Below are 15,113 nucleotides of genomic sequence, written 5' to 3'. Positions count from 1 at the left end.
ACGACATAAAGGTTATAAAAAATCAAATAACCATGTTTATAAAAATTATGCAAATAACTTATAGCTCTTGATATTATAACTCTCACAAAACATGACAATTAATACGCACATTTGCTCATCAAATTCATAATAACCAACAGTAAATACATGTAAATATTTGTCTTGTGATAATTTTACAACATTAAAGTTAATGAACTCTGATTTTCTAGTCATTGACTAATACGGATTATCATATTAATACAATCATGATTAAAGTATATTTATTAAATGTTAGACAAACTATAACTACATAGATAATTTTAAACTTGCATTAATCAATGATTAATTGTAAATGTCTTTTCACTATCTAACAAGATATTATGTGAGGAACTAAATATGCCAGTTATGCCGGATCATTGGATAAAAGATAAGGCTATAAAAGAGAAAATGATTGACCCATTTATTGATTATAAGAAGAGTAGCGGAATTTTATCATATGGGTTATCATCATATGGGTACGATGCAAGGATAGATAATAAGTTTAAAATATTTACAAATGTTCATTCAGTAACAGTTGACCCTAAGAATTTTCCTTTAGGAAGTTTCATAGACAAAGAACAAGATATATGCATTATTCCACCAAACAGCTTTGTGTTAGCAAAAACTGTTGAATATTTCAAAATACCAAAAGACATACTTGTAGTGTGTGTTGGTAAATCAACCTACGCAAGGTGTGGGATCATTGTAAATGTAACACCTCTAGAACCTGGATGGGAAGGATATGTAACCTTAGAATTCTCAAACACTACCCCTCTTCCAGCAAAGATCTACGCTTTTGAAGGTGCATGTCAATTTATCTTCTTAAAAGGAGACAGCCAATGCAATTTATCTTATAATGAAATGCAGGGAAAATATATGAAGCAATTAGATGTGACTCTACCAATAGTAACTAATAGATAAGAATTATGCTTAACAAAAAAGCACACATTTAATAGTAATCCATGTTTTTTATGTGCAGATGTTTTCATGTTGATTATTATCTAGTCTTTTATTATTGGTAACAACAACACCTTACTTTAAGATAATAGTCTAATTAAGTTAATAGCACATAAGCAACCGTATGTATACTAATGTCACCAATATAATTAATCTACTTGCAAAAATTTACTATTAGAAGTATAAGTCTAACCTTTAAGTGACACACATGTAAAAAAATATGCTAGAATGTAGTGATCTTGCCTGTACTAGGAACAACAGATGTTTGTTTTCCCAGCTTAATTTCAGCACACAACAAAACTTACTAACCCTAGTTATAGGGAATAACGGCAGTGGTAAAACAAGTTTACTTAGATTATTTGCAGGACTAATTCCTATAACGCATGGAAGTATAAAATACGATAGAGAAAATATCCACGACTCCAACACATATTTTACATCTCTCACTTACGTAGGACACAAAAATTTTTGTAGTGACAATCTTACTGTCCTAGAAAATATACAACTGTGGGCCAACTTAAAAAATAATCATGAGTTAATAGAAGCCACAATATGTTTCTTCAAATTACAACTAGTATTGGATATAAAATATAAAGACTTATCATCTGGTTGGAAAAGAAGAGTTGCATTGTCAAGGTTATTAATATACAACACCAACATATGGGTTATAGATGAGCCTTTTGTTCATCTTGATATCCATACAAAAGAATTAATACTAGAGCTAATTTCTACAAGATTAAAACAAAAAAATGGTATTGTAATTATATCTGACCATAGTAAAGCAGAAATGTATGGAGAATGCCAAGTTATCAATCTTGACACTTTTAAAAATCAGCAACCCAATTGCTTGCAATATGATAACTATCTATACTAATTAATTAACAAACTGTCTATGGCACTATGCCATATTCTAAATACATAATCACTACTTGATTATATGTCTATAACCTACCATAAACATTTAGACATGTCTTAAATAGAAGGCATATTCAGATATTTTATGCAAACTTTTTTCAATACAAAGCAACCTAATATTATTCATTTTAAAAAATTCTAGAATTTATCATACTATAAAGCTCAAGAAGCATAAATAACACCTAACACCATTACAACAAGTATTCGTATGCTATGAAAAAACATAAACCTATTCATCTATTAAAACTAGAAATTCTCTACTCTAGTTGATCAATAACATAGAATCCATAACAATATTCACATCCACTAATACTGTATTTAACAAAAGTAGCTTATAACTTTAAAAGTCACTAAAACTACATCATTCATTTTAAAAAATTCTAGAATTTATCATACTATAATAAGCCCAAGAAGCATAAATAACACTAACACCCTACATACAACAACCTGATTACATACATGAGATATGCATATTCACATACATCATTTATTAAGATAATAAATATCCTCTATCGAATACATTGTAACTTGGACAATTTCATACAATGTAATAGGTAAGTATTAATAGAGAATAAAATAAAAGCTGTAACTTGATGTAAAGAAGCAATAACTATAGGAACATTATATATAAATGTTAGTATCCCCAATGTTAACTGAATAAATAAACATATTAGCAATAAATATGCTGATAAAAAATTCAACTTCAATCTTAACAAAGCTGTAACAATAACAACCAAAATAAGGATTGCCATGACTTCATGCATAAACTGTACTGTAACAGGATTATCAATTATATTATACCATAGTGGCTTCATGAATAATAAATCTTCCAACACTAGCTTCCCTCCTAAAAAAGGAAGAGTTTTATACAATAATCCAGCATTTAACCCAGCAACTAATGATCCAAATGTTATTTGAATTACAATTAATATACTAATCACAGAAAAAATGAATGTTCCATCGACTTTAATACTGCAAGTTACTTCAGAAATAACAGATAATAAAAACTGTCGCCATAGAAGATAGAAAATCAATAATGCTAATAATAAATGCATTGTTAACTTATAATGACTTACATGAGGACGATCAATCAACCCACTTTTTACCATAAGCCATCCCATGATTCCTTGGAACAGTATTAACAAACAAATAATTATAAAATTTATTATCAAATTTTTGTTGAGTTTTTTCTTATATGTAAAATATAAAAACGGGATAAACAATATTAATCCAACAACTCTTCCAAGTAATCGATGAAAGTATTCTATTAAATATAATGTTTTAAATTCTTGAAGTGTAATATTAGAATTCAGATATTCAAATTCTGGAGTAGCCATATATTTTATTTTTTCTTTTATCCATGCTTTTTCACTAATTGGTGGAAATATTCCAATGATAGGATTCCATTCGGTAATCGATAGCCCAGAATGAGTAAGACGTGTTATCCCTCCAACTAATACCATTAGCAATATGCCTACACAACATACACACAACCAAATTTTCACACTAATACATACTTGTTTAGTATCATTAGTAATTTTCATTATAAACCTATAAGTATATTCTCAACATTATAAACAAAAACAGGGTTTCTCCTTATAAAATTATACACATATCTATTAAGCTGATATTACAAGTCACTATAATACATGCACTTCAGATTTCATATATGCAGTTTTTACATTACAATTTACACGTATAATCTCACTAAAAACACAAACATAAAAATATACCACATCCATATACTTAATGACACATTGATCTAGTTATTTCTCATATTGACTCCACTAAAAACTTATAGTAAACTTAGCATTCTATATTTTTTAGGTTTAATGATGCTAAGGATTGTATTTTTATTAAGTTTAGTAGTGCTAGTAGCGAGCTTCCCATTAATAAACAATTGGCTGTCTAGTAAACCTGGTAAAGCTAGTCTAGATAAAGATACAATTATCTCAATCATTGAAGAATACATTGCTAATTATCCTCAAAAGGTAATCGATCTACTTACCAAAGGGCAAGCACGAATAGAAAATGAAGAAATGAGTGAAAATATAAAAAAATATAAATCTGAACTTGAGGATGCTTCATATCCTTCAGCTGGAAATAAAGACAGCAAAATCGTATTTGTAGAATTCTTTGACTATTCCTGTGGCTACTGTAAAATGATGTCTGAAGATATGAAACAAATAGTACAGGATGGCAAAGTACGTGTGATATTCAGGGATTTCCCTATACTCGGCGAGGCATCATTAAAAGCTGTTCAGGCAGCATTAGCTATACATTTAATAGATCCAAGTAAGTATTTAGAGTTTTACCATGCAGCGTTGAATCATAAGCAACAATTTAACGATGAATCTATACTAAGTATAGTCAAATCAATAGGTGTTGCTGAAGAAGATTTCAAAATTTCACTAGCTAAGAATTCTGATACTATAGAAAACATGATACAAGCCACCAGAAAGTTAGCTGAAAATATTAACATAAGAGGCACTCCTGCTATTATAATAGGGGATACATTTATCGGTGGAGCAGCTGATATATCTATTTTAAGAAATAAGATAGATGAACAAGAACAAAGGTAACTCCATAGGGGATACGTGTGTCTAGAAAAAGGTTTTATTTGTACACCATTTTTCATTATCCTGTAATTTTATTGAAACCTATCATGTAGTTCGGGTTCTTGTGCAGCTATTTCGCCGTCTTCTAATGTAGACTGTGGCTCTACATCATTTTCATCGTGGTTCATTGCTAATGCATGTATACTTACACATGTAGCCAAACAACTCATTATTAATAAAGTTAAACAAGTTATAGCTCCAACTATATATCCTACAAATAATTGTCTACTCATCTGACATGTAAAAGCTATATACATTAATATAACAAAAGTAGATATCATAGTCCCCGCTGTCACAATCAAACAATGTATTCTCTTCTGTAAGGCCTCACTCTTCTTATCTAACTGAGTTCGATCACAAACTCTAGAATCTGGTCTACCATGCCTTTCAGGCTCTTTAATTTCATTAATACTTGGTTGTAAAGTAGCACCTTGTGCAACAATGTCTTCGGGTTTCTGATCAACAACTGTTTTATCGTTCACAATTAAACTTCCCTCTCTTATATCAACATTACCATCAGGAAGTACTTTTTTTGTTTTGAAATCACATTCTTTACTACCGCTTTCACAGTCATTATTATTATCATCATGCTTCACATATAGCCCAGTCTGCATAGGAATAAGATGATGTTCACCATCCACATTATCCATTAGATTGGCTACAAAAGTATCTTCTAAAGACAAAACTTTAGCTACCAACGCAGGCTCTATAATATATTGATCTGGAAAAAGACGGTAAGCTGATTTAAGATCTTGTACTACACTATTATGTATTAACCCTCTCAATTTCATGATGCTCAAACATGCATCCTTAAGAATTGTCTCACTAACATTACTACTACCATCCTCTTGGATTAATTTTTGCATAATATCTTTTGTTAGAACATGATTCCCTTTAGCAACTATCTCACCTATAACTTTCACATCACCAGATGGCTGAGACAATTCTTCTTCACTGCAAAGCAATTTAAGAATTTCAGAAAACTTTTTTTCTACTGGATAGGCTTTCATTAATGTATATTCACGACACAAACCAACAAAATTACCCAATAATGAAGGACAAGTTAATATGCTACCTAACAAGAAACTTGAGCAACATAAGTTCCCAGAGAATAAATCACTTGCAGCCCTATCTGAATCATATAAACACACATAAGATGACATTAACTGTATTGATAACAAGCATTGTGCTCGATCGAAACTACTACAAGGATTAATTTGCATATCTGGATTAGATTGTTCTTCTGATGATGTTGGCATGCTAGACAATATTTCAGAAAAATCAGCATCATATTTGGTATCACGGGTACATTCAAGATCACTTAAAGATAGTCCTAATTCATGCGCATAACTGTTAATCATATTCATCACTTGACTATATACTGCAGCACTATCAGAGTCTAAATTCTCCACATCTTTCATTGAACAAGAAAAAGGTAGTCTATCATTTAGATGTTTCAACAAATTTAAGATAACATAAAAGTACGTTATAGCAGTACTTGATAACACGCTCTCCTTTGCACCACATTCTTTAGATTTTCTATAAGCTATATGACAAACATTCAGCAATCTTAATACGATGTTTCTTTGTAAAAAATTACCAAAAAGCAGTACCATTAATAGTCCAGTTACACCTTTCACCGAACAACTATCTATAGCACCATCAGATTTTTTGAATGCTTGACATAGCATCATTGCTGCCTGTTGAGCTTTTACTTCATTCACCGGCTTACATTCAAGAAAGACACTATATGTTAACTGTGATGTTGTAACCCGTTCTCCATTAATTTTACCTAACAATAAATGTTGTATTAATATACACAATAGATTTCTATCATACTTTATATCTAAGCAACCAATCTGCTTATACCCATATACCGTCTCCAGCTGTCTCTTATATAATTTATATGATAAAACTTTCTCGTTACTACAGGCTGGTGACATAGAAACAGAATTAGCAAGTGCACATAATTTCCCATAACATTTATCATAAAATTGTTTAACAGTATCAATTCGCTGTTCTTGCATAAAAGCAGCATGGTAACACGTAAATAATAACTCAAGTACAAGTTCAGCCCCAACCTTAGATTTACCTTCATCAACATACTTAAATATGAAATCACTTAAACCCGTAATAAATAAGTTGTGTACGACACCTAATTCCTCTGTCAACAATGTCTTATACAGCAGCATCGTATGTTCAAACACTAATGCTGCCTCCAAATTTTTATCTTTTAATACTTCATTAACTGCTAACATAGTGTCATAAACAACAAAATCAGTCCTACAAATACCGAACGGGTTATATCCCATAGAAGCATCAGTAACAACAGTTAATGACCTTTCTATTGATAAACATACATCACCCACAACAGCTGCAGCTAGATCATCCTCAGATTGATAATACGCAGATATGTCATTGTCACGAAATACAAAAAATAAATCTCTATAAAAACCAAGAAGTACTGATTTCTCATTTATACCAAGACGACTTCTGCAAGATGGAGGCAATGTATCTATACCATTACAAACAAATTGAGCAAGCATAGGAAAAATATGATATTGAAATGTGCTACTTAATGCATTACAATTAATAGCTGAAAAGCGATTCATAGCAGCTTTATATATAATAAGAGTAATTAGCCTTAGAAGTACATCTTTGCTGCATGTTTCTTTTAGATCTTGTACAGCTAGTGAATATTGAGTTCTAATGTATCTTACAAGATTCGCTAGTGCATCAGGTAATGTTATATGATTTTCTCCTAAAACTATACAACTAAACTGCTGAAAATATTTTAATAATGCATCTCTATCAACATTGTCTTGATCTACTGTCCCACGATTCATAATACAAGCACACATGTGCTCAATATCATCTTGTAATTTTTTAGCTATTTCTTCATCAGTACAACATTTTCCGGAAAGTATATATTGGGTAGCACAAGCACAAACACGAAGTAGTGCATACATCTGAGTAAACCATAGAGACCCTGTACTCGCTAAGTTGAGTTCACCCTCACTATCCAATTGCTGTAATATCTTATGGTAAGATAGATAATTCCGATGATCATGAGCACAAATGCCAAATTCTACATGACTGTTACTATGAACTACACAGTTATCCAATGCATAATATGGAATATAAGAAGCAACATTTTGATGAAAAGATTTTACAATACATGCAAATGCTAATATATCTGCATTAGAGAATCCCACATCTCTTAAAAAAGATGCTAAATGACTTTCTAAATGATTAATAAAAGCACCCTGTTTAAATTTACCAGTTAACATATTATACTCCTACCTTCTAAATTTAACAAATATTCTGTCTTAAAAATATAAAAATGACTTTCTGTTTCTAGCTTTAATCATAAATAATGCACTATCAAACTTCTCCTAAACAATAACTTACTGCTAATACAGCATAAATTTCTTGAACTTCTTGAAAGCAAATTTATTAACTTTAATTAATTTAATTATAACACTTTATACAATAAAGTTAGCAATTATTATTAAATTTTTTATATAATAGATCTAACAAATCACATTTAACTATTTCTTGCTGTTTACCAGTCTTCATGTCTTTCACTTGTATGGTATCACTTTGAAGCTCTTCATCCCCAAAAATTAAAACTATACTATTATCATCAACTTTTCTTAATGCATTTTTTAAACTAGTACTTTTATAATTCCAGTGTACAGAAATACCCTTACAACGTAATTCATAAGCAAGTCTCAAAGCATGAGACATTGCGTTCTTCCCTATAGGCATTAATACTACACTTCTTGGTTCCTGATGCTTATAATCTATCAATGCACTAACTCTCTCAACCCCCATAGCAAAACCGACAGCAGGTATATCATTTCCTCCCATAAATTTTACTAATCCATCGTATCTACCACCAGCAACAACTGCATTTTGCGAGCCTAATTTAGACGTTGTAAATTCAAACACCGTATTACAATAATAATCTAAACCTCTAACTATATTATGATTTATCTTATAAGGGATACAAAGCTCATCTAATCCGTTTAGAACCTCCATGAAAAAATCATTAGAATATTTATTATAGAAATGAGAAATACTAGGAGCATTTAATAAAATTTCTCGATCTTCTGGAGCTTTTGAATCTAATATTCTTAGAGGATTTATAACAAGCCTACGTTGACTGTCTTCTGATAAATGCTTTTTATAGTTATTTAAATACTCTATAAGACTAAGCCTATATGAGCTCATAGTTTCTTTATCGCCTAGAAAATTAATTTCTAACGTGATATTATCTAACAAGTTCAATTCGCTTAAAATATTATAGCCTAATGCTATCATCTCAACATCTGCAAGAGGCAGATCACTTCCAAAGAATTCACAATTCACCTGGTGAAATTGCCTTTGACGACACTTCTGAGGTCGCTCATAACGAAATACTGGACCACTAGAAAACAACTTTACAGGAACAACTAAATTTTTATTAATTAATACCCTTACAATAGCAGATGTGAATTCTGGTCTTAATGTAATATTCTCACCACTCTTATCCTGAAAGTTATACATTTCCTTTGTCACAATATCTGAATCATCACCTAAAGTCTTAGTAAACACTTCAGTAAACTCAATAATTGGAGTATCAACAGCTATGAACCCATACCTACTTGCTATTGACTGAGATAAACGATGTATATATTGAAATTTATAAAGTTCAACACCTAACAAATCTTTAGTCCCTCTTACTTCTCTCAATTTATTACACTGCATAAAATCTTACCTTCTATCAATCTATTCATACTACAACTTGAACTATACGTTATCTATATTAATCAATTTATATATTAAATATTATAAAACAATAACGATAATATCGTGAGATTTATTTAAATTTAAAAAGCTAATTGCTAAACTAATTATAGACATATAAAATGGAAACTTTACGGACTTTGTAAAGCATACAATGGAAGATCAAGAAAAAATTTACGAAGGAAAAGCGAAAATAATCTTTGCAACATCCAATCCTTTAGAAGTAATACAACATTTCAAAGATGAAATTACTGCTTTTAACAACAAGAAAGCAGATGTTATACGTGAAAAAGGAATACTGAATAATTATATAAGTAATTCCTTAATGAAAAAACTTACAGATAAAGGTATAAAAACACACCTCATATCTTTGTTAAATCAAAGAGAACAGTTAGTAAAAAAAATAACAATAATCCCAATTGAAGTTGTAGTACGAAATGCATCAGCTGGCAATTTTAGTAAAAAATTTCAAATAGCAGAAGGGACACCTTTTCTATCTCCTATCATTGAATTTTATTATAAAAACGATGAATTATCTGACCCTATGGTAAGTGAGGGACACATTTTAAGTTTCCAGTGGGTTACAAACCAAGAGTTAGAAAGAATAAAAATACTATCTCTTCGGATTAATGACATTCTTAGTGAGCTTTTTTTTAATGTTGGCATCAAGTTAATAGATTTTAAACTAGAATTCGGGAAATTATATGATAATAAACAATCAGACTTATTTTTAGCAGATGAAATAAGCCCTGATACATGTAGACTTTGGGACATATCTACTAATAAAAAACTTGATAAAGATCGCTATCGTTTGAACTTAGGAAATGTAATAGAAGCATACAGGGAAGTAGCACAAAAGTTAAATGTTTTACCAAATTATTGATAATATTTTAATTTTTTAGCTTTCTTTTCCTCAGTATTAATAAATGCACCATTCTTTTAATGTATTTAGATCTTACGAATCGATGATCAACATAAGATGGAATCCCTAAAAATAAACCAGGTCTTAACTCACTAGTTTTATTTATACAATAATTTCTACTTATATGTTAAAGTTTCCTAATAAACTTACTATTTTTTTAATGTATACCAACTGAGAATTAATCTCAACACAATTTCTAATAAAAATTATAATTTGCAAATATATATTAACTTTCTTATTATATTTAAAACTTTTTACAAGAAATTGATAACAGCATATAAAATATCAGGATTCAAACTGCACAAAATGCATACCTATCTTTTCCTTTAGAAGAACATAACAATTAGTATACTGAACTCCATGCTGTAAAACATTCTTCAATTCTCATACATTGAATAATAGCGCATCCTATTCATTATAATGAACTACTATATAGAAGAAAATTCACGACTTATATCTTACACAATCAACATATCTTCATTTATACTTTTATGTATATATCAGTTCAATGCCTGATATATCCATTACTAACTTTAAGACTATAAAAAACACTGTATAATGAATTGCTTTTCAGGAATTTTAAGACGCACTTTATTATTATTAAATTTTACCTAAAACCCAAAAAAGCTGAACCATTTAGTGGTTTTACTTTACAGCCATTATAAAGACCATAATTAAAAAGGTACACTTTTAAGCAGTATCACTTTCTAGCAGTTTTGGCTATCTTTGTTGCTTCAGAATTGTTAGTAGATTATAGTTCAATATTAGAAGGTACAACTTGAGAAGCACCATTACCTTCTTTAATACCAACAGCAAAATGTGCTTCATAAAAATGATCATCATCAAGATATGATAATGCACTCTCCCATGAAGACACACTAGACTCTTCATCCCTATCTATGGCTTCTTTCCTAAAGCTATGATTACTACTATCTTTACTCCAATCTTCTTGTCCTTGCGCTGCTGTAGATTTATTAACCACATGTATTCTTCCCATAAGAAGTTTTACTATGAAAAATACAACCAATACTAGCAACACTAATATTGCCACCATTAACAATATAACTTGCTCATAATCATTCAATTTCACTGTTAAACATAAAAAAATAATATATTATAAAGTTAACACAAATAACTATTAATATCTACATAAAAATATTAATTTTTACATATGTATAAAGGAATAAATATAAATGCTGTTTTTTAAAGATTCAATGCTTCGATAATACCTAATTATAAAATTATTGACCAAAACTCGGTTACTGCATATTAAACTTATCAACATTTGTTCTACTGCTGAATATATCACTTACCCATCCAGTGGCAATACTAGGAGTAGTCGCCTTAATTATTTCGTTTACACAGCAATGTTTAACATCATCATGAACAATATCAACTTTACATGTTTTTAAATGTTTTCTTATTACTTCCTTAGATTTTAAGTGTAGATGCTTTTCCAAAAAAGCATTTAACCCTTCTATATGAGTTAATACTTTAGCTTGTAATTTATCTTTATGGAATAAAGAACAATTTTTCACTACTTTATCTTCTAACTCTTCTTTTGAACATTTTTCTATTCCTTTAATAATCAATTCATGTGTAACAAATACTTTATCAAATATAATAAGTGCTATGTCACTAAAAGCTCTATCACATGCATTTTTTAAGAACGTATCTTTCACTAAACAAGCAATTTGAAATTTTACATTATCTTCTACATCACTACGTATATCTTGAAGTTTTAACTGGTAATCAACAGAAGTTCTACCTTGATCTGCATACATCCTTTGAAAAATTTTTTCTAAATCTCTCATAGATGAAACAACTATTCTTTTTCCATGTTTATTCCACAGTATAGCTCTCTGCATTAATACCCATTCATTAACAACATTCCGTACAATACTATCTGCATGCTGAATGCGTGAATTAGCGATATAATTCACTTCTCTACATCGAATAGCAGCTTTAGAATCCTTGTTATACTGCGACAATGACTTATGCATTATACAAAACCGATCATTTAACACATCATGTAATACTCCAACACCACGAATTAACACTCGACCTATACTGACTTCTGGTAAGATAATAAGACCGCTTTCTACCGAGCACCTGTTTCGCCTCTTATATTCAGTATCTGTAGCACCACTTTTATTTCTCCTAACACCTAAATTTTTAATAGTCGTGGGTCTATTACCGATAGATGTATGATCCACCATACCAACAACCTCTAAATTAGATCTAGAAACTTGCCCATAAATAGCAGATACCCTGCTCCTTAACCCTTCATCATGATGTACATCCTTATAACAAGCCCCATCATATTTACGTCTGACATCTGTAATATCAGAAGTATTGTCTATAGAGCATTTTGTTGTATCCATATCCCTTGGATCCTTACATTTCCCCAGAACACTAGACTTTTTAAGTACATACACACTTTTTTCTACACCTTGCTGATTACTTTTAGGAGCAGAAATCTTTGCCGTTACTCCTACTACTGTTGGATTAACATCTTTAGATTCACAAGATTTAGTTAACATGCTGTTACTATTTTTAGGATCTTTATGTGTAACCAAACCAGTATATCCAGATACAGAAGATTTAACCGACATAGAACCACTACTTTTAGGCCCTTTGTGTACAGCTAAATCAGTACGTTCAGAACAAGAAGATTTAACCGGCATAGAACCACTACTTTTAGACCCTTTGTGTACAGCTAAATCAGTACGTTTAAATGTAGAAGATTTACCTGATATACAACTACTACTTTTAGGCCCTTTGTGTACAGCTAAATCAGTACGTTCAGAACAAGAAGATTTAACCGGCATAGAACCACTACTTTTAGACCCTTTGTGTACAGCTAAATCAGTACGTTCAGAACAAGGAGTATTTTTTATTAAACTTTTTTTCACACCCATTCCGCTTGATTCACCAACCTTAATTGAAGCTCTAGATCCTTTAGAACTAGAACCACTAGTATTAGGCTTATGACCTTCTGCTTGGATAGTTATTGTATTTCTCGATATAGGAGTCATTTTCCTACTTTCAAAACACACATTCTTTTTTACTAATAACTGACTACCATTCCTCCATCCTTGATATAAATTATCATTAACCATACCAGTATTGCAAGAAACTCTACCAGATTTTACTGTTTGTGTTATTGCTTGAACTACTGCAGACGATGTATCACTTATCCCCCTAATACCATGCACTTCTTCACTATCAGTTATTTCTTCTGAACAAGAATCAGGCAAACACTTTGTAATACCAACCTGAATACCACCTCTACAGATAGTATCCATATCTTGTTCAGTAGCCACTACGCTAGACTCAGAAGTTATACCTGACCTTTGAACAACACCCTGCACATTCTCCTCCTGATTATATTCATCCCCCATAGCTGATGCAATCTCCTGAGAATTAGCAACCCCAGACTTAATATCACTATGTAAAACATTAGAAATCTGATTTTTCATATCTATTAAATTTCCTTGATTAATAACAAAAACTATATTCTCTTTTAATCCTCCACAAGTTCGTAAATCCAAAACGATACTTTGTAACATCAAATCGTTAGTACTAATGCACCCCTCTACATTGTAAAATCCAGGAGTAGGCAATTTCCACATTTCACAGAAAATATTGCCTGAATAACTAAAACAAAAAGGAGTTATACCTTTAAATTCTGCATATATAGTAGGATTCACTACAAACTCTGAAAAGTTAGAATCAGAACCACTTAACACAGGTTTACTACTGGAACGTAACAGGGAACCAAATGTGTAAGATACAAGATCATCGTCTTCTCTTCCTAATGAATCTAATCTAATACACTTACTCTGGACTGCATTACTGCCACTTATCGGATTTAAACTAGAACTATAAGCTTGCACTTTTACACCTTCATTATAAGAATTACTCCTTCTATTCGGATAATCAAACTCAGACAATACACTACTTTTAGTAGAGATATAATCATCTGAAGTACCAGAACATGAAAAACTCTCATCAGAAATCTCCTGACCAGAATATCTCCTAATATCTCGAGTGTCTCTTGCTATAACTGCGGGACTATAAGTTTTAGGTATAGCACCCAAACTATAGTAATTTACAAAATAACTATCTTCTTGTAAATCAGCGCCACTCATATCAAAGTCGCTTAAATCTTCTGCATTATCCATTTCCTGTCTTTCTTCTACATATTCACTTTCGGAAGACATATCATCGCTTTCCTGAGTATCACATGAATCAGAAGGTATGCTATGCCTTTGAGAACTACATGAACCAGCAAGACTTTCTTCCTGTCGGTTATTTTCCACTGAAGGAATATTTCTATTGTTATTGCAATCCTTTACAAGGTAAAGCAATACACAAAGTACTAGTAGTAGTAGTAATATTATTAGTATTACAATCAGCAACACATTTGATTTCATAATTTATAAACCTTTTATGCTATAATTAGCATATACATTATCTTTATTATGAATGCAACATAAAATTATATTATATGTAGTATATTTTTGCTAAAATTTTAAATTTACTTCTTAATTAAGAGAAAAATCTATGCTTACAGTAAGACACATACACAAAGAATCATCCCAAACATAACAAGGATTTTTGAATATTTAAGCAATTAGAAAATTTATATTCTTAGCAATTACCATCAGTATAAAAGACTACATATTCATTTGAATAGCAAACAAATATCTATCAAAACTCATTAGCAACACAAAAAACCTGAAAGTAATAATTGTGTGCTAATTACATCTTACAAACTTGTAACATATTAGCAGAAGATAACGAAAATATACAACACTTCAATATTAGCCTATTAGCTACCAGGAGATCACACACTTACTAATTTTAATCTATAACAAAATAATCTA

At 30.6% G+C, this 15,113-nt stretch carries 9 protein-coding genes; 4 read left to right on the top strand and 5 right to left on the bottom strand.

The window, feature by feature from the left end:
• The first annotated feature begins 375 nt into the window (after positions 1-375).
• Positions 376-939, top strand: a complete 564-nt coding sequence (dcd, locus tag PVA18_RS01110) for a dCTP deaminase (protein ID WP_045804854.1) — start codon at positions 376-378, stop codon at positions 937-939.
• A 256-nt stretch (positions 940-1,195) separates the two neighbouring features.
• Positions 1,196-1,849, top strand: a complete 654-nt coding sequence (ccmA, locus tag PVA18_RS01105; RefSeq protein ID WP_045804855.1) for a heme ABC exporter ATP-binding protein CcmA — start codon at positions 1,196-1,198, stop codon at positions 1,847-1,849.
• Positions 1,850-2,399: 550 nt separating this feature from the next.
• Here the strand turns inward: ccmA and PVA18_RS01100 are convergent.
• Positions 2,400-3,434 (bottom strand): COX15/CtaA family protein, encoded by a 1,035-nt coding sequence (locus PVA18_RS01100; protein WP_045804856.1) that lies wholly within the window; start codon positions 3,432-3,434, stop codon positions 2,400-2,402.
• A 288-nt stretch (positions 3,435-3,722) separates the two neighbouring features.
• Here PVA18_RS01100 and PVA18_RS01095 point away from each other — a divergent pair, with 288 nt between their 5' ends.
• Positions 3,723-4,472 (top strand): DsbA family protein, encoded by a 750-nt coding sequence (locus PVA18_RS01095; protein WP_052692797.1) that lies wholly within the window; start codon positions 3,723-3,725, stop codon positions 4,470-4,472.
• Positions 4,473-4,540: 68 nt separating this feature from the next.
• Here PVA18_RS01095 and PVA18_RS01090 read toward each other — a convergent pair whose 3' ends face one another.
• Positions 4,541-7,798, bottom strand: coding sequence for a hypothetical protein (locus tag PVA18_RS01090; protein ID WP_045804858.1), 3,258 nt, complete (start codon positions 7,796-7,798; stop codon positions 4,541-4,543).
• Between the two features lie 208 nt (positions 7,799-8,006).
• Positions 8,007-9,260, bottom strand: a complete 1,254-nt coding sequence (hisS, locus tag PVA18_RS01085; RefSeq protein ID WP_045804859.1) for a histidine--tRNA ligase — start codon at positions 9,258-9,260, stop codon at positions 8,007-8,009.
• A gap of 193 nt (positions 9,261-9,453) precedes the next feature.
• Between hisS and purC the strand changes: the two genes are divergently transcribed.
• Positions 9,454-10,182, top strand: coding sequence for a phosphoribosylaminoimidazolesuccinocarboxamide synthase (purC, locus tag PVA18_RS01080; RefSeq protein ID WP_045804860.1), 729 nt, complete (start codon positions 9,454-9,456; stop codon positions 10,180-10,182).
• Positions 10,183-10,972: 790 nt separating this feature from the next.
• Here purC and PVA18_RS01075 read toward each other — a convergent pair.
• Together PVA18_RS01075 and PVA18_RS01070 are read right to left on the bottom strand one after the other, a co-directional pair.
• Positions 10,973-11,311 carry a hypothetical protein gene (locus tag PVA18_RS01075; protein WP_045804861.1) on the bottom strand — a complete coding sequence of 113 codons (339 nt, stop codon included), beginning with the start codon at positions 11,309-11,311 and terminating at the stop codon, positions 10,973-10,975.
• Positions 11,312-11,480: 169 nt separating this feature from the next.
• The gene (locus tag PVA18_RS01070) at positions 11,481-14,660 is read right to left on the bottom strand and encodes a hypothetical protein (RefSeq protein WP_045804862.1); all 3,180 of its coding nucleotides are present in this window, start codon (positions 14,658-14,660) and stop codon (positions 11,481-11,483) included.
• Positions 14,661-15,113: the final 453 nt, after the last annotated feature.

The sequence above is a fragment of the Ehrlichia muris subsp. eauclairensis genome (assembly GCF_051097115.1).
Classification (GTDB): Bacteria; Pseudomonadota; Alphaproteobacteria; order Rickettsiales; family Anaplasmataceae; genus Ehrlichia; species Ehrlichia muris.
This window is presented reverse-complemented; position numbering and strand designations above follow the sequence as displayed.